We start from the raw sequence: 20,733 nt of genomic DNA, 5'->3' as shown, positions 1-20,733 counted from the left end.
TCTGTTAATTTTTGCGCCTGACAGGTAGAATGCACGCCGTTTACCCATTTGCCCCCTAGCAAGAAGGCCTGGTTATGACGTTAACTGCTTCATCTTCTCCCTGCACGGCTACCGATTCTCCTGTCGTTGTTGCTCTCGATTATAATAACCGCGATCACGCTCTGGCGTTTGTCGACCGAATCGATCCCCGCGAGTGCCGTCTGAAAGTTGGTAAAGAGATGTTCACGCTATTCGGACCCCAACTGGTTCGCGACCTCCAGCAGCGTGGCTTTGATATCTTTCTGGATCTGAAATTCCATGATATCCCGAATACCGCAGCTCACGCGGTGGCTGCTGCGGCGGATCTTGGCGTCTGGATGGTTAACGTTCATGCGTCGGGTGGGGCAAGAATGATGACCGCAGCCCGTGAAGCACTGCTGTCATTTGGCAAGGATGCGCCGTTGTTAATAGCGGTTACTGTCTTGACCAGCATGGAGGCCAGCGATTTAGCGGACATCGGCGTGACACTGTCACCTGTCGAACATGCTGAGCGCCTGGCCGCGTTGACGCAAAAATGTGGCCTCGATGGTGTCGTCTGCTCAGCCCAGGAGGCGATGCGCTTTAAGCAGGCGTTTGGTCATGATTTCAAACTGGTCACCCCCGGTATCCGTCCTCAGGGCAGCGCGGCAGGCGATCAGCGGAGGATTATGACTCCTGAACAGGCACTGGCGGCAGGTGTGGATTATATGGTGATTGGGCGTCCCGTGACGCAGTCTGACGATCCGGCACAGACGCTGAAAGCCATCAACGCGTCGCTGAAGCGGGAGGTGTAATGAGTGATTCCAACAGCCGTCTGGTTTATTCGACGGAGAGTGGGCGGATTGATGAACCTAAAGCGGCGCCCGAACGTCCGAAGGGCGACGGGATTGTCCGTATCCAGCGTCAGACCAGCGGACGCAAGGGGAAGGGCGTGTGCCTGATTACCGGCGTTGATCTGGATGATGGCGAACTCAGCAAGCTGGCCGCAGAACTGAAGAAAAAATGTGGTTGCGGTGGGGCAGTGAAAGACGGCGTGATTGAAATTCAGGGCGACAAGCGCGATTTAATTAAGTCGCTGCTGGAAGCTAAAGGCCTGAAAGTGAAGCTGGCAGGTGGTTGATAAAAAAGCCACGATATATGCATCGTGGCTTTTATATTACTGTTAACTATTGTGTAGTGCAGACCAGAAAAAAATAATCGTCGTATTATATCGAGCCGGTCAACCGTAGATTTTTACGATTATTTACCTACCTGGTGGCCGATAACACCACCAACAGCAGCTCCACCCAATGTACCCAGCGTGCTACCGTCCGTTAAAACTGCTCCACCTAATGCACCCGCGCCGGCACCGATTGCGGTGTTACGATCACGCTTGGACCAGTTAGAACAGGCACTCAGAGACATGGCCAGGGTAATAGCCAGTACAGCGGCGGTCATTTTTTTGCTCGTTACAAACATAATACTTTCTCCTGAATTAACGATTCATGGAATTAAGTTCTCTTTAATTATAGTTAAAATATCCTGTATTAAAGAGAGTACCCATGAAACCTTATTGCGCAGGGTAATATCACGCAGGTGATAGTCACTTCCTGTTATATCGCTAATATTCATTTTACGACGTTCACCTGGTAACGACAGGTAAATAGTCTTAATTCAGGCGTCAGAATAGTCTCAGAGCGCAAATGATCTGCGGTGGGCAAATCATTTGCGGATATATTACTCAGCGTCGACGATATTAATGGTCAGGCCCCGCTGTTCCATCAACTTGCGGTCGCTGGCAGAAATTCTGGCATCGGTGATCACGCGACTGAACCGCTCGATAGGACCCAGCGTGTACGGATGGACCGCACCGAATTTAGAACTGTCGGTCAGGACAATGGCTTCCGACCCTTTCTCCAGCACGGCATTGACCACATCGGCCCGCATCATATCGCGGCCCGTGAAGCCCGTTTCGGTCTGCCAACCATCAATGCCAATAAACGCCTTGCTAAAATGGACCTGCTGGATGAACTGGCGAGTCAGCGGCCCTACCATACTCTCGCTTTTTTTCTGATAGATGCCGCCAAGCAGGATCACTTCACAAGGCGTCTCTTTCAGCAGGTGAGCGATATAACTACTGACCGTGATGATGGTGACGTCTTTCTGTTCCGCCAGTGTTCGTGCCAGCAGGGCATTGCTGCTGCCATTCTCAATGAATACCGACTCACCCGGGTTGACCAGCGACGCCGCGAACTCAGCGAGCTGACGCTTCAGGGTATAGTTGGACATCATCCGGGTTTCCACATCTTCGCTATCCAGCGAAACGGCAAAACCGTGCGCACGCCGCAGAAAGCTCTGTTTCTCGAGAGTGTTCAGATCCTGACGAATAGTGACTTCGGAAACGCCAGTCATTTTGGCCAGTTCAGAGACACTCATCTGGCCTTTATCAATGACCATTTGCAATATTTTTTGTTGTCGGGAGTTCATAGCTTTCATTTTTATAGCGGTAATGATACCGCACAGATTAAACACATACGGCGGTGTAACTTCCAGGCGACACACGCCAGCAAACCGCGCGCGAAATAATCAGATCTCCCACGGGGCCCGGGGCTTGTTCGTCGATGATTCGGCGTCATCCTGCACCTTGCTCAATAATTCCACTTTCAGAATTTCGAGATTATGGATGGCGGAGTGGACATCACCAGCCACCAGGATATCAAGCACGGTATCAATACGCTCGGCAACCCGTTTAGCATCGATATCAGACATGGGGGGATCCTTGGTCAAAGTATGAAAGAATTTAATGATGCAAAAAATGGCGGCAAAAGAGAAGGGAAAATTCAGCCTCGACAGAACCTTTAGGGAATATTATATATTCTGCGATTACATACAGATATGGATCCGGCGGAAAGCGAAACTCTCTGTTTTGCTTAGCTTAACATTTTTCCCGCTTAGTGTTTTTTCTTGTTGAGATAACGTTTGTACCAGCGCTCAAACACGGCGGCAGGCATGGGTTTAGCAAATAAAAATCCCTGTCGTTCATTAACGCCGTTTTTCGTCAGAAAAGCATCCTCTTTGGCGCTCTCCACACCTTCGGCAATTACCTGTAGATTTAAGGCCTGTGCCACGGCGACAATCGCGCGTACCATCGATTGCGACACCGATTTCTTATGGATATCGCGAACGAAAATTTGATCCAGCTTAATGGCATCTATCGGGAAACGCGTCAGTTGCGAAAGCGAGGAATAACCGGTGCCAAAGTCATCCAGGTGAACCTGGGCGCCGAGCTGGCTAAACTGCTGTATGACGGACAGCGCGAGCGCTTCGTTTTCAATCAGGCAGCTTTCCGTCAATTCGACATCAATAGGGCAATATTCAAAATTGAGTTCGTGCAGGACGCGTTTCAAATCCGTGAAAATCGTCTGGTCGGCCAACTGGCGGGCAGAGATGTTAACCGCCACGCGCAGGTTGATGCCTTTATCACGCCATTTTGCAACCTGGCGCACCACGTCGATGATCACCCAGCGGCCAAGCGGCACAATCAGCCCGGACTCCTCGGCATAAGAGATGAACTCCAGCGGTGGGATAAGCCCGCGCTCAGGAGACTGCCAGCGCACCAATGCCTCAAGGCTGCGGACCTCTCCCCGCCAGGTGACTTTCGGCTGGTAATGAATCAGCAATTGATCATTTTCCAGTGCCTTTCGCAGGTTGGTATCCAGCCACAGATATTCAAATACCCGCTCGTTCATCTCCGGCGAAAAGACGCAGAACTGGCCGCGTCCGCCTTCTTTGGCGGTATACATGGCGGTATCGGCATTACGGATCAGGCTGTCGCTATTTTCACCATGATGAGGCGCCATTGCGATGCCAACAGAACAGCCGGTATAAACTTCTATAAGGCCGATGCGAAAGGGTTGGCGCAACCGGGTAAGGATGCGCGACGCGACCGCTTCAAGCGAGCTCTGAGATGTCTGGGTTGCCAGTATAATAAACTCGTCACCGCCGTGACGTGCCAGCAACTGATTCTCTTCCAGACAGCTCAGCAGCGCCAGCGACACTGCCTGTAAAAGCTGATCGCCAAACATATGGCCCCAGGCGTCGTTCACCTTCTTGAAATTATCCAGGTCGAGATAAACAATGCCCACCTGGCTGTCGCCAGCTTGTTCGATGGCGTCGTTAATCAGCTCATGAATGGCATTACGATTTGGCAACCCGGTAATCGTGTCGGTATTCGCCAGCACCCGCAACCGTTCCTGCGCACGCCGTTCTTCGGTGATGTCTGTACCAGAACAGATCAGATAGATTTCATTCTTTCCGCTGCCGCTGTGGACAAACTTATTGCGGAACAGGAACAGACGCTGTCCCTTGCGGGTCTTTATCCAGCGTTCCACTTCATACGAATTGCCGTTACGAAAGAAACCGCTGATATTCTGGCGAGAGGCGGCAGCTTCCCGGCGACTCATAAAGAGTTTGAAGACGCTCTGCCCAATGACTTCCTGCTCTTTCAGGCCCGTATACTCTTCACACAGGCGATTGAATCGCTGAATATTGCCCCGGCTGTCGAGAATGACAATGGCAGAGTTGGCTTCAGTCACTACCTGCTCCGCAAACGACAGCCCCTTGACCAGGTCGCGCGCCACGGAAGGGGTGTCGTGCCAGGCCGACGCGTTGCCAGCCCATTCATGTTTGCTGATTTTTCGCCCCACCAGATGTACCGGGACATCGTTGTCTTCAAAGGGAAGCGTCATCATCAGGCTGGACGTGATGACGGTCAACTCGCGGATGCTTTCGGCTTGCTCGGGCGTCAGTTCAACGCTCTGCATACGGTCGTTTGCTTCGGTAACGGACAAATATAGGGTGTTGGAATCTTCTGACAAATGCCAGTAAGGCGTGTGCGTGCCAAGATAGCTATACAACGTTGCGGACTCCAGAATGTCTTTCACGGTGAACACCCTCCCGTTTAAAGCACAGACCACCTTCAATGGAAGGGATTAGCCAGCGTTAATTAAAATTAACGATAGCTGAACATCTTGTTTTGTTTATGTATTTATTTGTAATTCAGAACCGGTAAAAAGCCCAGGCATTGTAAAAAATATATCCGGCTGACAAACAGAGTGTAGTGAGAGAATGGCGCGTTGGGGGAAAGAAAACGGCCTTTTCCGAAAAGAAAAAGGCCGTTACAGGGTGGGGCGTCAGGCTGCAGGACGGGCGATAATACTGCGGGTTTCCATTCGCACTTCGGCGATGGTGACATCAATCACATCCGTCACTTTATAGACGGTTTCACCTTTAATCTGGATGGTGCCGCTCTCCTGGCTGCAAACCAGCTCATCACGTACGGCGTGCAGGAATGGCGCAGGGATAAAAGCAACCGCGCCGTTCTCCACCAGGCGTACGCGCATCCCACCGCGACTAACATCCATGATCTCCGCGGCGAAGCGGGTATCTGTACCGGCTTTATCGCTCAGAAAGCGGGCATACAACCAGTCACCGACGTCGCGTTCCGCCATACGGTTCAGGCGACGACGTTCCGCCATCTGGACGGTGATCTCTTCCTGCGGACGGTTAATGCTTTCACCTTTGATGACGGCTTTCAGCAGGCGATGGTTAATCATGTCGCCATACTTACGAATCGGTGATGTCCAGGTGGCGTAAGCCTCCAGACCCAGCCCGTAGTGTGGACCCGGCTCAATGCTGATTTCCGCAAAAGACTGGAAGCGACGAATACGGCTGTCGAGGAAGCCCGACGGTTGCGCATCCAGTTCTCGACGCAGCTTGCAGAAACCTTCGAGAGTTAATACCTCTTCGGCGTTCACATGCATTCCGTGGGATTGCAGCAGCGCGGCCAGCGCATCGGCATTGGCCGGGTCAAAGCCCAGGTGAACGTTGTAAATGCCAAAGCCGAGTTTATCGCGCAGGACGCGTGCAGCGCAGATGTTGGCCGCAATCATCGACTCTTCGACAATCCGGTTCGCGATGCGACGCGGTTCTGCGACGATATCGAGCACTTCGCCATTTTCGCCGAGAATGAAGCGGTAGTCAGGGCGATCTTTAAACACCAGCGCATGCTGATGACGCCACTCACCACGGCTCAGGCAGATACGCTGCAGCAGACGAATCTGCCGGGCGATTTCTTCACTTTCAGGCTGCCAGCTACCGCTGTTTTCCAGCCAGTCAGAGACGTTGTCATAAGCCAGTTTTGCTTTTGATTCAATCGTGGCGGCGAAGAACGTGATGTCCTCTTCAATGGTGCCATCAGCGGCAATGGTCATGCGACAGGCGAGAACCGGGCGCACTTCATTGGCGCGCAGTGAGCAGAGGTCGTCAGACAGTTCGCGTGGCAACATTGGAATGTTAAAGCCCGGCAGATAGTTGGTGAACGCCCGGATTTTCGCGGCGTTATCCAGTTTGCTGCCTTCGGCGATCCAGGCGGTTGGGTCGGCAATCGCCACGGTCAGTTGCAGTTTGCCGTCAGCCAGTTCTTCGGCATACAGCGCATCGTCCATATCTTCCGTGCTGGCGCTGTCGATAGTAACGAAATTCAGCGCCGTCAGATCCTGACGTTCCAGACCTTCGTCCAGCATTTCCGTCGCCACGCCATCCGGCGCTTCTTTTTCAAGATTATGCCGCGCCAGGGTGACCCACCAGGGGACGAAGTGGTCGTCAGCAAACGTGATGAACTGGGTTAATTCGGCGTAGAAGGTGCGATCGCCTTTGAGCGGATGACGGCGCATTTCAGCAACGGCCCAGTCACCCTCTTTAAATTCATGCTCCACACCGCGTGCGGCGCGGCAGGGGATAGCGTCTTTCAACAGCGGATGATCCGGCACGATGGACAGGCGATCGTTCTTACCCTGCACTTTACCGACAAAGCGGGTCAGGAACGGCTCAACCAGTTCTTCCGGCTCCGCAGATTCACGATCTTTCTCAGTGTGGATGACGGCGATAATACGATCGCCATGCATCACTTTTTTCATCTGCGGCGGTGGAATGAAATAACTTTTTTGCGCATCGACTTCCAGGAAGCCAAAGCCTTTTTCCGTGGCTTTTACCACCCCTTCTGCACGTGGCGTCTGGGAATGCAGTTGCTGTTTAAGCTGCGCGAGCAGCGGGTTGTCCTGAAACATATTTGTCTATTTTCGTGGCCATAAGAGCGGCTGACAGTTTTACGCGAAAGTACCTGATGCGGCAAGCGCTCTTTATGGCAATGAAAGGGTTAATGTGTCTCGCCCAGTGCGATTTTCAGACGATTCAGCCATCCGCATAACCCCGACCATGCCAGCAGATTGATTGCCTGTTCGAGGGAGGTACAGGACTCGCTGAACGGGTTGAACTGTGCGGCACTGAAACGATCGGGTGCACGCGTCAGCAATTGAATCGCCTGGAACAGCGGGCGCTCAACCGGCAGCTGTCGTTCCCGGCGTTCTATTTCGTGTTCGCTCTGGCGCAATAAGTTGGCGATTTTCGGTGACGTCGCCTGTTGGTTAAAGCAGCTTACACTGCCGTTAATTCGCGCTGTCAGTAGCGTGGTGAAATTGTGTGCGGGTGACTCAATGGACAATGGACTTTTAAGCAGTGTACCGAGCAGCGTAAGCAGGGTCGGTTGGTGAACCAGATTAGGGGCGATGGGCTGAAGGGCGGCGATCGGCTGATAACACGACAGACACTCTAACTGTTGTGCCGTTGCATAGCGCAGTTCGACCTGCTCGTGCGCCGAATGCCAGGTGGCATCGGGTTGCTGAAACAGGGATGCGTCGGCGAATGACTGCGTGTCCAGACCGGGCACCCAGCGTACCGGTTGCCCCAGCCATGCCTGAAACGTGGCGACGACACGTGCCTGAAAACCGATATAGCCAATGATTTGGTTCATCAATGCAATATCCCAGGCGGAGAGGCCAACATCGCATAAATGCTGGCGCGCGCGGTTATCAATTACCGAGGGTGAACTGGCAAGCTGGCGCGCATACTGAGTAATCTGCGCCAGCCGGTGATTACTCTCACGTGACGAATCCGGTCCGGGAAGCGGCGTCAAACGGGCGGCATAGTGGTTGCAAAGCCGCTGCACGCCATACACCTGGGCGACCGTTAACGCGGTACTCATGCGCTCATAGGCGCTAAAGGTATGCAGGCGGTTTAATAAAACGGTGTCAGGGAACAGTTCGTTAGCAAACTGGCGGGCCGGTTGCAGCCAGGACTGAAAGGGTAAAAGCGCGTCTTCAGGGATCACTAAATCCAACAGAAAGCGGTCTTCAACGTGTGCGGCTTCAGGCACCAGCGGCAACACGTCCTGCGGGCCGGTGCTGGACTGGGTTTCATGATACCAGTGGCTTTTGCCGTTGAATCGGCGTTGTTCCATGAGCGTTCCTTGGTCTGTATGTGGCGACCCGGACACGTCGTCGTCGAATCACGCCGGATCGTTTTCGCTGCTTAATCCTGGCGTATGCGGGAGAAGGGATGAAAGATTGTTGCGTGATAACAAAGATCAAAAAGCTATATTGCGGGGAAAGGGCGATAACGCGGGCGGCAGAGCGCCACCCACGGGGGAAGCCGGAACGATTATTTCAGTTCCAGTTCGTTCATTGCAGCGATGCTGAAGCCGCCGTCAACGTGAACCACTTCACCAGAGATACCGGCGGACAGATCCGAGCACAGGAAGGCTGCTGAGTTGCCCACATCTTCGATAGTCACGGTACGACGAATCGGGGTCACCGCTTCGCAATGCGCCAGCATCTTACGGAAATCTTTGATACCGGAGGCGGCCAGCGTACGGATTGGACCTGCAGAGATGGCGTTAACACGTACACCTTCCGGACCCATCGCGTTCGCCATATACCGAACGTTCGCTTCCAGAGACGCTTTTGCCAGGCCCATCACGTTGTAGTTCGGGATCGCGCGCTCTGCACCCAGGTAGGAGAGGGTCAGCAGGGCAGACCCCGGATTCAGCATAGAACGGCAGGCTTTCGCCATCGCTACAAAGCTGTAGGAACTGATGTCGTGAGCGATTTTAAAGCCTTCGCGGGTGACCGCGTTCACGTAGTCGCCGTCCAGCTGATCGCCAGGGGCAAAACCGATGGAGTGAACGAAACCGTCAAATTTCGGCCAGGCTTTGGCCAGTTCTGCGAACAGAGTGTCGATGCTTTCATCTTCCGCCACGTCGCACTGTATTACGATATTTGAACCCAGCAGAGCAGCAAATTCTTCCACGCGGCTTTTCAGTTTGTCGTTCTGGTAGGTGAATGCCAGTTCCGCGCCTTCGCGGTGCATCGCCTGCGCGATCCCCCAGGCGATGGACAGTTTGCTGGCAAGACCGGTTACCAGAATACGCTTACCGGAAAGAAAACCCATAGCTAAAATCCTTATGTTATCGTTGTGACGCCTGGCCGTATCAAGGGGCCTGATGTCGTTAAAACGCGGCGATTTTAACACGAGACGCCGGGTGAATTAATCCGACTACAACAGGAGACCGGTTAACGGTCTTTTCGCCAGGCATCGGCCGTCAGCGCTTCGCCAAAATGACCAGCGATTAATCGTTTTGTCAGTTCATGCAGCGGAGAGGCCAGCACGTCGGCGGTACTGCCGCGTTCGACGACTTCCCCCTGGTGCATCACCAGAACCTGGTCGCTGATGTGCTTCATCATGCCCAGATGCTGGGTGACGTAGATATAAGAGATACCCTGTTTCTCCTGCAATTCCAGCATCAGGTTGATTAACTGCGAGCGCATCGACATATCGAGCGACGCAAGCGCTTCATCGGCAATAATCACCTTCGGTCGCAGGATCATCGCGCGGGCAAGCCCCAGACGCTGTTTTTGCCCCGGCGCCAGCATATGCGGGTAATAGCTAACATGATCGGGCAGCAGTCCTACCATTCGCATGGTCTCAATAATCTGCTTGCGTCGCTGTTCCGGCTCAAGGTCGGTATTCAGGCGCAACGGAAAGTCGAGGATTTGCGAAATTCGCTGGCGAGGATTCAGTGAGGTCGACGGGTCCTGGAAAATCATGCGGATGCGCTGACTGCGAAACGAATAATCACCAAATTCGAGCGGATGATCGTCAATCAGTAACTCGCCGCTGGTTGGCTCAACCATTCCTGCCAGCATTTTGGCCAGTGTAGATTTACCTGAACCATTCTCACCAATAATGGCCAGCGTCTGACGCTCGCGCAGGGTAAAACTCAGCGGTTTCACGGCTTCTACGGTCTGACGGCGGAACCAGCCCGTCCGATAGCGGAAGGTTTTACTCAGATTACGGACTTCAAGTAAGGTCTCAACCATCTCATTCTCTCTCCATGTTGAGGGGGAAATGACAGGCATAGAGATGGTTTTTCGCTCCGGTCAGACGCGGCGTTTCAATACACTCACGCTGTGCATACGGACAGCGCGGCCCCAGACGGCAACCGATGGGCAATTGTTCGAGCAAAGGGATGGCTCCGGGCATGGTGTTCAGACGACTTTTGTGCGGCATGGCGCTACCAAAGTCAGGAATGGCGCGGATCAACGCCTGGGTGTACGGGTGATGCGGCGTCGTCACCAGCTCTTTACTCGGTGCGGTTTCAACCGTCTGACCACAGTACAGCACGTTAATTTTATCCGCCCACTGGCTGAGCATTTGCAGGTCATGGCTGATCAGCAAAATGGTGGTATTGCTGTTCTGATTCAGCCGCGTCAGCAGGCGGAAGATCTGCGCCTGAGTGGTCGGCTCCATCGCATTGGTCGGCTCGTCCGCAATCAACAGCCGCGGTTGATTGGCCAGCGCAATGGCAATCATCACTTTCTGACATTCACCGTCGGTCAGTTCATAGGGGAAGCTGCGCATGGCGTCTTTATGATCTTTAATCCCCACGCGGTGCAGCAGTTCAATGGCGCGGCGCTTCCGCCAGCCAGGACGTTGCCACCAGCGGCCTTTGTAAGTCCATGCCGGAATGTTTTGCATCAACTGGCGACCCACGCGCTCGGACGGATCCAGACACGACTGCGGCTCCTGGAAAATCATCGAAACGTTATGTCCCACGAGTTTACGTCGTTCACGCGGAGAAAGGCGTAGCAGGTCGATATCATCAAAACGCATCCTGTCAGCGGTGACGCGCCAGTTGTCTTTGGCAACGCCGCAGATGGCCTTGGCAATCAGGCTTTTACCGGAGCCGGATTCACCCACCAGCCCGCGAATTTCCCCCTCGCTTAAAGTCATACTGACGCGGTCGACGGCTTTGACCCACTCTTCACCGGCTTTAAATTCAATGGTCAGGTTGCGGATATCCAGTAATGGCATTATTCCACCCCCGCAATAATGGCGCGGCGAACGCCGTCACCCAGCAGATTCACCAGCAGGACGCTGACCATGATAGCCGCACCGGGCAGCATCACCGTCCACGGCGCAACGTAAATCAGTTCCAGTGCGTCACCCAGCATCGCGCCCCATTCAGGAGAAGGGAGTTGTGCGCCAAGATCGAGAAAACCGAGCGCGGCGATATCCAGTATCGCCATCGACAGTGCGCGGGTGATTTCGGTGATCAAGCCTGCGGTAATATTGGGCAATATGGCGAACCAGAGAATGTTCAGCGTGGAAGCGCCATCAAGACGCGCCGCAATAACGTACTCTTTTTCCAGTTCGTCATGCACCATGCTGTAGACCGAACGGACCATGCGTGGCAGCAGCGCCAGCCAGACGGCAAACATAGCATGGGTTAAATGCGGTCCGGCAAAGGCGACAACGATAATCGCCAGCAGCAGAGACGGAATCGACAGCAGAGTATCGAGAATATGGTTCAGCACGGCAGAGCGTAGACCGTGCGTGGCTCCGGCGACCACGCCGAGAAACAGTCCGCACAGCGTTGCGGCGAGCGTAACGACAAACGCGCCGCCCACGGTAGGGGCTGCGCCGCTGAGCAGACGGCTCAGGACATCGCGTCCCAGATCGTCAGTACCGAGGAAGAAGGAGACTTCGCCATAGCGTGACCAGGAGGGCGGCAGCAGCTGATAGCCGAGGAACTGCTGATCGATACCATACGGCGCAAACCAGTTACCGAACAGGCACAGTATCACCAGCCCTGCACAGCCGTATAAGCCAATCATTGCCGTGGTATCGCCATAAAATTTGCGCCATGCGGTGCGCAGCGTACCCGGCGGGCGCTTTTCGCTATAAACGCTATCGTAAGGCATACCATTCCTTATGTTTCAGAGGGTTAGCCATAGCACCCAAAATATCAGAAATCACGTTGACGATAATGACCAGCGAACCCACCACCATCACGCCGGCGGAAATGGCGGCGTAATCCTGCTGGCGGATGGCATTAATCAGCCAGCGTCCCAGCCCCGGCCAGCTAAAGACCATCTCGGTGATCATCGCCAGCGTCAGCATGGTTGAAAACTGTAGGCCGAGACGGGGGATCACAGGCGGTAAGGCGTTATGCAGCACATGACGGCGCAGGATCGTAAACCGTGACAGCCCACGCGTTGCCGCGGCCTTCACGTAGTTCTGATCAAACACCTCAATGGTACTGATACGCATCAGGCGAATCACTTCCGTAGTCGGCGCAACTGCCAGCGTTAGCACCGGTAACACCATATGACGGGCGGCGCTCATCAGCATTTCATCACGCCAGGGGGAGTCAGAGAGCCACGCGTCGACAATAGCCAGACCGGTGACCGGCTTTACTTCGTAGAGCAGATCGAATCGGCCTGAAACCGGCAGCCAGCCAAGCGTCAATGAGAAGAACAGCGTCAGCAGAAGCGCCAGCCAGAATACAGGAATAGAAAAGCCGAGCAGGGCGAGGGCACTGATCAAGCGATCCTGCCACTTGTTGCGGGTAATGCCCGCCAGCATGCCCACCGGAATCCCCACCATTAGCGCAAAGCCGAATGCCAGCGTGCACAGTTCCATTGTGGCGGGGAACACCTCTTTGAGCTGTTCCGAGATGAGTTGTCCGTTGATGCTGGAGACGCCAAAGTCCCAGTGAATCAGGCCATTGAACCAGAACACCCACGCATTCCACAACGATGCGCCTTGTAGCGGCGCATGCGGCGTAAAATAGCTGAGGCTAAAGCCGATAAAGGTCAGAAAAAACAGCGTGACCATCAGCAACAGTAAACGACGCAAAGTGAAGATAATCATGGTTTTTTCACCTCATCGTTTTTTTCGCGCGACACGCCGGCGAAAGAGGCATTACCAAACGGACTCAACACCAGACCTTTTATGTCATACCGATAGGCCTGCAGGCGCAATGACGAGGCGAGCGGCAGGATCGGCAACTCTTTGGCGAGGATGTTCTGCGCTTCATCATATGCATCAATACGCGCGGAAAGCTGTTGCGATGAGAGCGCTTTGCGCAGCACGTTGTCGAACTCCGGATTACACCAGTGGGCGAAGTTGGTCTGCGAATTGATGGCCGCACAGCTGAGCAACGGGCGGAAGAAACTGTCCGGATCGTTACTGTCGGTTGCCCAGCCGGACAACGTCAGATCATGGTTCATATCCATCAACCGCGCCTCCTGGAAACGACCTTCAACCGGTACAATCACCACGTTCACCCCAACCTGCGCCATATCCGCCTGGATGAGCTCAGCGGTTTTCAGCGGGCTCGGGTTCCACGCCTGAGAACTGGTCGGCACCCACAGTCGCAGCGTCAGATTCTCCAGCCCCAGCGCTTTGAGCTGTTCGCGGGATTTAGCCGGATTGTATTCTGTTATTTTAGCCTCGTTGTCATAGGCCCACGAGGCGCGAGGCAAAATAGAGGCGGCCGTTTCCGCCGTACCGTAATAGATAGACTGCATCAGACGCTGGTTATTGATGGACAGCGCCAGGGCGTGGCGAACCGCCGGATTATTCAACGGAGGCTTGTCGGTATTGAACGCCAGATACGCGATGTTCATCCCCGGGCGCAACGTCAGACGCAGGCGCGGGTCGTCACGCAGAATAGTCAACTGGCTGGCGGCAGGCCAGGCCAGCACGTCACATTCGCCGGTAAGCAGTTTCGATAAACGTCCGGTTCCGCCGGATCCCAGATCCACCACCACCTGTGGCATCAGCGGCTTACCGCGCCAGAATTTGTCATGACGTTGCAGGCGGATGTATTGTCCGGCGCGATACTCGGAAAGCTGAAAGGGGCCGGTACCGACCGGCTGGCGATCGAGCTGCTCCTGGCGATCCTGTTTTGTCAGTTGATCAGCATACTCAGCCGACATCACGGACGCATAGTGGGTTGCCAGGTGCCATAAGAAAGAGGCATCTGGTTTCGTCAGGCGAAATTCCACGGTGTTATTGTCGAGCTTACGCACGCTCTGCACGTTATCGGCGAACTGCAGACTGTCGAAATAGGGAAAATTGCCGCCGTTGACGTTATGCCACGGATGGTTGCGATCAAAGATGCGCTGAAAGGTAAAAACCACGTCGTCGGCATTCAGTTTACGCGTGGGCGTAAACCAGTCCGTTTTCTGAAACGCCACGTCGCGGCGCAGGTGGAAGCGGTAAGTGGCGCCGTTATCCAGCACCTCCCAACTTTCCGCCAGTTCCGGGACCAGACGATAAGTATAGGGATCGACATCCAGCAGCCGATCATAGAGCTGGGCGGCGAGAGTGTCGACGATCAGTCCGCTGCTCACTTTTTGCGGATTGAAGGTGTTGACCTGCCCACTCACGCAATAGACAAAGCCGCTGTCACGAATATCTTCACGTGGGGCGGTTTCAGGCGCAGCAGTAGCCTGAGCACTCAGAAGTCCAGCCATCACGATCAGAGACGATAAAACCAGGCGCATAATTTTTAAGGTTTTTAGATACGATTTGCAAAGTGTATCGCACTATCGCCCGCCAGGCACAAATGTCTGAGGACAACTGGCGTAATTATGCGCAATCAGGGAGCAGGAGGCGCTAAATCTGATGTTTTTTGAGCAGTGCGCGCAGTTGGTGGTAAGTCAGCCCGAGTAATTCCGCCGCCCGTTTCTGGTTAAATTTTGCCTGTTCCAGACTGGCTTGCAGCAGCTCTTTCTCCTGCTGCTGCTGAAACGTGCGTAAATCGAGAGGCAGCGAAAGACTCGTTGCTGTGGTTTCTGCAACGGGGGGCGTCGGCACGTTGCGTTTAAACGGGTCGATCACAATCTCATCAAGCGGCGCATCGCTGGTACCATGCCGGTATACCGAACGTTCGACCACGTTTTTTAATTCGCGGATATTTCCGGGCCAGGCATAGGTGAGCAGCGTCTCTCTGGCGTGCGAGGTAAATCCCGGAAACAGCGGCAGGCGAATTTCCCGGCACATCTGAATGGCAAAATGTTCTGCCATGAGCATGATATCGGTTTGCCGCTCGCGCAGCGGCGGCAGTTGCACCACGTCGAACGCCAGACGATCGAGTAGATCTGCGCGGAAGGTGCCTTCATTGACCATCGCCGGAAGATTCGCATTGGTGGCGCAAACCAGACGGACATTCACCTGTAATGGCTGGCTACCGCCCACGCGCTCAAGTTCGCCGTACTCAATCACTCTGAGCAGTTTTTCCTGCACCAGCATTGGCGCGGTGGCGAGTTCATCCAGAAACAAGGTGCCGCCATCGGCCCGTTCAAAGCGTCCCGGATGGCGTTTTTGCGCACCGGTAAACGCACCGGCTTCGTGACCGAACAGTTCGCTGTCGAGCAGGTTTTCGTTCAGCGCCGCGCAGTTAAGCGATATAAACGGTCCCTGCCAGCGAGAGGAGAGGTAATGCAGGCGGTTGGCAATCAGCTCTTTACCGGTTCCGCGCTCGCCGATAATCAGTACCGGCTTGTCCAGCGGTGCAAGGTGGGAAACCTGCTCAAGCATCTCCAGAAAGTTGTTGGCTTCCCCTAACAGATTATCTTTGTATTCAGCCATGATTAAATTCGCCACATGTTAGTGTATTTCACCACTTTACTCTGTTTTCGTGTCGAGGTAAAACCGTGTATTCCAATATAAATCAATAAGTTAAAAAGTTGGCACGCAGATTGTATTAGAGAATCAGCAGGGCAACGCCCGACATCAGAAAATATGAGGACAGAATTATGGGTATTTTTTCTCGTTTCGCCGACATCGTGAATGCCAACATCAACGCACTGCTGGAGAAAGCGGAAGATCCGCAAAAGCTGGTTCGTCTGATGATTCAGGAAATGGAAGATACGCTGGTTGAAGTGCGTTCCAACTCAGCGCGTGCGCTGGCGGAAAAGAAACAGTTATCACGTCGCATTGAGCAGGCAACGGCTCAACAGACAGAGTGGCAGGAAAAAGCGGAACTCGCACTGCGTAAAGAGAAAGACGATCTGGCTCGTGCTGCGCTGATTGAAAAACAGAAGCTGACCGATCTGATTGGCAATCTTGAGCATGAAGTGACGCTGGTAGACGATACGCTGACGCGCATGAAGAAAGAGATCGGTGAGCTGGAAAACAAACTTAGCGAAACCCGCGCACGCCAGCAGGCGCTGACACTGCGTCATCAGGCGGCGAGCTCATCCCGTGACGTGCGTCGTCAACTGGACAGCGGTAAGCTGGATGAAGCGATGGCGCGTTTTGAATCTTTCGAGCGTCGTATCGATCACATGGAAGCAGAAGCGGAAAGCCATAACTTTGGCAAACAGAAAACACTGGATCAGCAGTTTGCCGACCTGAAAGCGGATGATGAAATCAGCGAACAACTGGCGCAACTGAAAGCCAAAATGCAGCAAGACAAGCAATAATAATATCTGGCGGCGCCCGGGTGTGCCGCCGCTCATCATCTGTAAGGAGACCTCATGAGCGCGCTATTTCTGGCCATTCCGTTAACTATCTTCGTGCTGTTTGTGTTACCGATTTGGTTGTGGCTGCATTACAGCAACCGTTCCAGTCGCGGCGAGTTATCGCAAAGCGAGCAGCAACGTTTAGTTCAGTTAACTGACGACGCGCAACGCATGCGTGAACGTATCCAGGCGCTGGAAGATATTCTCGATGCGGAACATCCGAACTGGAGGGATCGTTAATGGGCGGCATTGATCTGAACAAAAAATTATGGCGCATTCCGCAGCGGGGCATGCTGCGAGGCGTGTGCGCCGGGATCGCACAGTATCTGGATGTGCCGGTAAAACTGGTGCGAATTTTAGTGGTGCTGTCGATCTTTTTCGGCCTGGCTTTTTTCACCCTGGTCGCCTATATCATTCTGGCGTTTGTGCTTGACCCAATGCCGGACAACCTGGCAGCAGGTGAGCAGCAACCGTCCAGCGGCGAGCTGTTAGATATCGTCGATAAAGAGCTGGCGGCGGGGGAGAAACGCTTACGTGAAATGGAGCGGTATGTCACCTCGGACACGTTTACTCTGCGTAGCCGTTTCCGTCAGCTATAAATCATTAACGAAACGAGGGTAGAGATGAATAATCGCTGGCAACGCGCCGGGCAGAAGGTTAAGCCGGGTATGAAAATAGCAGGTAAGCTGGTGCTTCTGACGGCGCTACGCTACGGCCCCGCGGGTGTCGCGGGGTGGGCGGTAAAATCCGTCGCCCGCCGTCCGCTCAAAATGTTGCTGGCGTTGGCGCTGGAACCTCTTTTAAGCCGCATGGCGACGAAAATATCAAAACGCTATTCCGGACGTTAATTTCCCGACCTTTTTTCGTAACAATTAAATCACATCCTCTTTATTAATTTGCGGCAGCTCACAAATCGATTGCTGAGCTGCTGAAATTCTTTTAATTCCTCCTTTAAACCTCTTTGTCTGCATTGACAGCTTATTTTTGGCGGAGTAGTCTCCTTTCGCATGGGACCGCTACCACGGAAAATTTAAGTGAACCGTAAAATTAACGAACGTCTGCGTCAGGTCTATGGCGATACATGGACAGTGCGCCACAGTGAGTCATTGAAAACGCGAATAGAAAGTTCGCGTAAGATTATTAATAAAAAACGTAAACCTCACTGGGATGAAAGTGATGTGGTACTCATTACCTATGCCGATCAATTTCATAGCGAGACAGAAAAACCCCTGCCGACATTTAATCAATTCTGGACGCAATGGCTTTCCTCCGTATTTTCACACATCCATCTTCTACCGTTTTATCCCTGGTCATCAGATGACGGATTTTCTGTTATTGATTACTATCAGGTCTCACCTGAAACCGGAGACTGGAATGATATCCATGATTTAACCGCATCCTGCCGTCTGATGTTTGATTTCGTTTGCAATCATATGTCTGCGAAAAGTGAGTGGTTTACACTTTATTTGCAGCAGGCTCCCGGATATGAAAATTTCTTTATTGAAATGGATCCTGCTACCGATTTACACGCGGTGACGCGGCCTCGGGCATTACCGTTATTAACGCCGTTTACCCTACAGGATAAAACAGTTCGTTATTTATGGACGACATTTAGCGAAGACCAGGTTGACCTCAATTACAGTAATCCGGACGTGTTGCTCGCCATGATTGATGTACTGCTGACCTACCTGGAACGCGGGGCCGATTATGTTCGCCTGGACGCCGTTGGCTATATGTGGAAAACGCCGGGTACGTCTTGTATTCATCTGGAAAAAACGCATCAACTGATCAAATTATTTCGCGCGATAGCGGATGATGTCGCCCCCGGTACGGTCATCATTACGGAGACCAATGTCCCGCACCAGGACAATGTTTCCTATCTGGGCAACGGGCACGATGAAGCACACATGGTTTATCAGTTTTCCCTGCCGCCGCTTGTCCTGCACACTCTGCATCGTCAGGATTGCCGGGTGCTGTGCCAATGGGCGCAGACGCTGGCACTGCCTTCGAACGAAACGACCTGGTTTAATTTTCTGGCGTCACATGATGGCATTGGCCTGAACCCTTTGCGTGGTCTGTTAGCGGAAGAGGATATTCTCGCACTGGTGACCGCCATGCAGAAAGAAGGGGCGTTAGTTAACTGGAAAAATAATCCTGATGGTACCCGGAGTCCGTATGAATTAAATGTGACCTGGATGGACGCGTTAAGTCATCAGAATGACAGTGATGAAGAACGGTTTGCCAAATTCATCCTAACCCATGCTCTGTTATTAACTTTTCCTGGTGTGCCCGCAATTTATATTCAGAGTATCCTCGGGTCGCGTAATGACTACGAGGGTGTCGAAAAACACGGGTACAATCGCGCCATTAATCGGAAGAAATATCAGCGAGAAACGATTGAAGAGGCGTTGATGGTTGAAGGCTCTCTTCGCCATGAAGTGTATCAGACATTATCCCGATTAATTCATATCCGCAGAGGGAATAAGGCGTTTCATCCTGAGAGTGACTTTGATATTTGCAGCCTGACACCTACGGTTATGCGAATTATTCGTTCTGCCGATGAACGTGAAACGATTACTGCCCTGTTTAATTTTAGCGATCGCAAACAAAGTATCAATGCCGGTATTGATAAGGGGATTGATGTAATTAGTGGAATTAATGTTTGCGGAGAAACATTGACGCTGCAACCCTGGCAGGTTATGTGGATTAAAAAATAAAAGGAACATCTGATGATTAAAACTAAAATGGTGCTGTTATCAGCACTGGTTTCCTGCGCCCTGATTTCAGGTTGTAAGGATGAAAAACCGTCCCACGTTTCAATTGAGTTTATGCACTCTTCTGTGGAACAGGAGCGCCAGGCCGTTATTTCCGCGCTGATTAAACGGTTTGAAAATGCGAACCCGGATATCAGTGTTAAACAGGTTCCCGTCGAAGAAGACGCCTATAACACGAAAGTGATTACGCTGGCGAGAAGCGGGTCGCTGCCAGAGGTGATTGAGACCAGCCATGACTACGCCAAAGTGATGGATAAAGAACAGTTGATCGACCGGGATGCGGTGGGGAAAGTGATCCAGACCGTGGGGCAAGAAACCTTCTACGAGGGGGTGCTGCGCATCGTCCGTACTGAAGATGGCAACGCGTGGACAGGCGTTCCGGTGAGCGCCTGGATCGGGGGTATCTGGTATCGCAAAGACATCCTTGCCCAGGCGGGACTGGATGAACCAAAAAACTGGGAAACGCTGCTTGCCGCTGCGCAAAAACTCTATGACCCTGCGCATAAAAAATATGGCATTGCCTTGCCGACCGCGGAAAGCGTACTGACGGAACAATCTTTTTCGCAGTTTGCTTTATCCAATAAAGCCAACGTCTTTGATGCCCAGGGACATATCACTCTCAATACGCCCGAAATGAGCCAGTCGCTGGGATATTACCGCGATCTGGCCGCGACCACGATGCCGGGATCTAACGACATCATGGAAGTCAAAGATGCCTTTATGAATGGCACGGCGCCGATGGCGATTTATTCCACCTACATTCTTCCCGCGCTAATTAAAGAAGGAAACCCACAGAACGTCGGCTTTATGGTCCCGACCGAAAAGACCGCCGCGGTTTACGGCATGCTGACCTCGCTGACGATAACGAATGGGCAAAAAGAGGAAGAGACGGCCGCAGCCGAGAAGTTTGTCGCGTTTATGGAACAACCAGACAACATTGCCGACTGGGTGATGATGTCGCCGGGCGCCGCGCTGCCGGTCAATAAAACCGTGGTGAAAACGCAAACCTGGCAGAACAACAGCGTGATTAAAGCGTTAGGCGACCTCCCGGCGCAACTTATTGCGGAGCTACCGAATATCCAGGTTTTCGGTGCGGTAGGGGATAAAAACTTCACCCGCATGGGGGACGTTACCGGTTCCGGCGTGATAAGCACGACGGTGCATAACGTGACGGTAGGTAAGGCTGATCTCTCGAAAACGCTCCAGGAAAGCCAGAAAAAACTGGATGCCCTGAATGAGCAGCGTTAATG

At 53.1% G+C, this 20,733-nt stretch carries 21 protein-coding genes; 8 read left to right on the top strand and 13 right to left on the bottom strand.

Annotated features, from left to right (window positions below):
- Positions 1–74 precede the first annotated feature (74 nt).
- Both pyrF and yciH read left to right on the top strand, forming a co-directional pair.
- A complete protein-coding gene (pyrF, locus tag QNN88_RS01105) occupies positions 75–812 on the top strand; it encodes an orotidine-5'-phosphate decarboxylase (RefSeq protein WP_414238612.1) in 738 nt (245 codons plus the stop codon).
- Positions 812–1,138, top strand: coding sequence for a stress response translation initiation inhibitor YciH (gene yciH / locus QNN88_RS01100; protein WP_414238611.1), 327 nt, complete (start codon positions 812–814; stop codon positions 1,136–1,138). Before pyrF ends, yciH begins: the two co-directional genes overlap by 1 nt.
- Before the next feature lie 119 nt (positions 1,139–1,257).
- On the opposite strand, the gene osmB is transcribed toward yciH, so the two are convergent.
- The 13 genes from osmB to pspF form a co-directional block, all read right to left on the bottom strand.
- Positions 1,258–1,476, bottom strand: a complete 219-nt coding sequence (gene osmB, locus QNN88_RS01095; RefSeq protein ID WP_000498253.1) for an osmotically-inducible lipoprotein OsmB — start codon at positions 1,474–1,476, stop codon at positions 1,258–1,260.
- Positions 1,477–1,734: 258 nt separating this feature from the next.
- The gene (locus QNN88_RS01090; RefSeq protein ID WP_414238610.1) at positions 1,735–2,484 is read right to left on the bottom strand and encodes a DNA-binding transcriptional regulator YciT; all 750 of its coding nucleotides are present in this window, start codon (positions 2,482–2,484) and stop codon (positions 1,735–1,737) included.
- 99 nt (positions 2,485–2,583) lie between these two features.
- Positions 2,584–2,766: a hypothetical protein gene (locus QNN88_RS01085; RefSeq protein WP_414238609.1), complete on the bottom strand. Its 183-nt coding sequence runs from the start codon at positions 2,764–2,766 to the stop codon at positions 2,584–2,586.
- Positions 2,767–2,948: 182 nt separating this feature from the next.
- Positions 2,949–4,940 carry a cyclic di-GMP phosphodiesterase gene (gene pdeR / locus QNN88_RS01080; RefSeq protein WP_414238608.1) on the bottom strand — a complete coding sequence of 664 codons (1,992 nt, stop codon included), beginning with the start codon at positions 4,938–4,940 and terminating at the stop codon, positions 2,949–2,951.
- A gap of 249 nt (positions 4,941–5,189) precedes the next feature.
- On the bottom strand, positions 5,190–7,124 hold the full coding sequence (locus QNN88_RS01075; protein ID WP_414238607.1) for an exoribonuclease II: 1,935 nt from the start codon (positions 7,122–7,124) through the stop codon (positions 5,190–5,192).
- Between the two features lie 89 nt (positions 7,125–7,213).
- Positions 7,214–8,353 carry a CMD domain-containing protein gene (locus QNN88_RS01070; RefSeq protein WP_414238606.1) on the bottom strand — a complete coding sequence of 380 codons (1,140 nt, stop codon included), beginning with the start codon at positions 8,351–8,353 and terminating at the stop codon, positions 7,214–7,216.
- 200 nt (positions 8,354–8,553) lie between these two features.
- The gene (fabI, locus tag QNN88_RS01065; protein WP_414238605.1) at positions 8,554–9,342 is read right to left on the bottom strand and encodes an enoyl-ACP reductase FabI; all 789 of its coding nucleotides are present in this window, start codon (positions 9,340–9,342) and stop codon (positions 8,554–8,556) included.
- 122 nt (positions 9,343–9,464) lie between these two features.
- Positions 9,465–10,271 (bottom strand): peptide ABC transporter ATP-binding protein SapF, encoded by an 807-nt coding sequence (sapF, locus tag QNN88_RS01060; protein ID WP_043000548.1) that lies wholly within the window; start codon positions 10,269–10,271, stop codon positions 9,465–9,467.
- A gap of 1 nt (position 10,272) precedes the next feature.
- Positions 10,273–11,265, bottom strand: coding sequence for a peptide ABC transporter ATP-binding protein SapD (gene sapD / locus QNN88_RS01055; RefSeq protein ID WP_414238604.1), 993 nt, complete (start codon positions 11,263–11,265; stop codon positions 10,273–10,275).
- Positions 11,265–12,155 carry a peptide ABC transporter permease SapC gene (gene sapC / locus QNN88_RS01050; RefSeq protein WP_414238603.1) on the bottom strand — a complete coding sequence of 297 codons (891 nt, stop codon included), beginning with the start codon at positions 12,153–12,155 and terminating at the stop codon, positions 11,265–11,267. The genes sapD and sapC overlap by 1 nt, the downstream gene beginning before the upstream one ends.
- On the bottom strand, positions 12,142–13,107 hold the full coding sequence (gene sapB / locus QNN88_RS01045) for a peptide ABC transporter permease SapB (protein ID WP_414238602.1): 966 nt from the start codon (positions 13,105–13,107) through the stop codon (positions 12,142–12,144). Before sapB ends, sapC begins: the two co-directional genes overlap by 14 nt.
- On the bottom strand, positions 13,104–14,747 hold the full coding sequence (gene sapA, locus QNN88_RS01040; RefSeq protein WP_414238601.1) for an ABC transporter substrate-binding protein SapA: 1,644 nt from the start codon (positions 14,745–14,747) through the stop codon (positions 13,104–13,106). The genes sapB and sapA overlap by 4 nt, the downstream gene beginning before the upstream one ends.
- 112 nt (positions 14,748–14,859) lie before the next feature.
- Positions 14,860–15,834 (bottom strand): phage shock protein operon transcriptional activator, encoded by a 975-nt coding sequence (gene pspF / locus QNN88_RS01035; protein ID WP_414238600.1) that lies wholly within the window; start codon positions 15,832–15,834, stop codon positions 14,860–14,862.
- A gap of 167 nt (positions 15,835–16,001) precedes the next feature.
- Here pspF and pspA point away from each other — a divergent pair, with 167 nt between their 5' ends.
- From pspA to QNN88_RS01005, 6 genes are all read left to right on the top strand, one after another.
- Positions 16,002–16,670: a phage shock protein PspA gene (pspA, locus tag QNN88_RS01030; protein WP_046480992.1), complete on the top strand. Its 669-nt coding sequence runs from the start codon at positions 16,002–16,004 to the stop codon at positions 16,668–16,670.
- A 54-nt stretch (positions 16,671–16,724) separates the two neighbouring features.
- Entirely contained in the window at positions 16,725–16,949 is a 225-nt protein-coding gene (gene pspB / locus QNN88_RS01025; RefSeq protein ID WP_042318763.1) for an envelope stress response membrane protein PspB, read from the top strand.
- On the top strand, positions 16,949–17,308 hold the full coding sequence (gene pspC, locus QNN88_RS01020; protein ID WP_414238599.1) for an envelope stress response membrane protein PspC: 360 nt from the start codon (positions 16,949–16,951) through the stop codon (positions 17,306–17,308). Before pspB ends, pspC begins: the two co-directional genes overlap by 1 nt.
- Positions 17,309–17,332: 24 nt before the next feature.
- Positions 17,333–17,557 carry a phage shock protein PspD gene (pspD, locus tag QNN88_RS01015; RefSeq protein WP_414238598.1) on the top strand — a complete coding sequence of 75 codons (225 nt, stop codon included), beginning with the start codon at positions 17,333–17,335 and terminating at the stop codon, positions 17,555–17,557.
- A gap of 186 nt (positions 17,558–17,743) precedes the next feature.
- Positions 17,744–19,426 carry a sugar phosphorylase gene (locus tag QNN88_RS01010; protein WP_414238597.1) on the top strand — a complete coding sequence of 561 codons (1,683 nt, stop codon included), beginning with the start codon at positions 17,744–17,746 and terminating at the stop codon, positions 19,424–19,426.
- A gap of 12 nt (positions 19,427–19,438) precedes the next feature.
- The gene (locus QNN88_RS01005; protein ID WP_414238596.1) at positions 19,439–20,731 is read left to right on the top strand and encodes an ABC transporter substrate-binding protein; all 1,293 of its coding nucleotides are present in this window, start codon (positions 19,439–19,441) and stop codon (positions 20,729–20,731) included.
- The last annotated feature ends 2 nt before the right edge of the window (positions 20,732–20,733 follow it).

The organism is Citrobacter sp. ANG330 (genome assembly GCF_047467925.1).
Classification (GTDB): Bacteria; Pseudomonadota; Gammaproteobacteria; order Enterobacterales; family Enterobacteriaceae; genus Citrobacter_A; species Citrobacter_A amalonaticus_G.
This window is presented reverse-complemented; position numbering and strand designations above follow the sequence as displayed.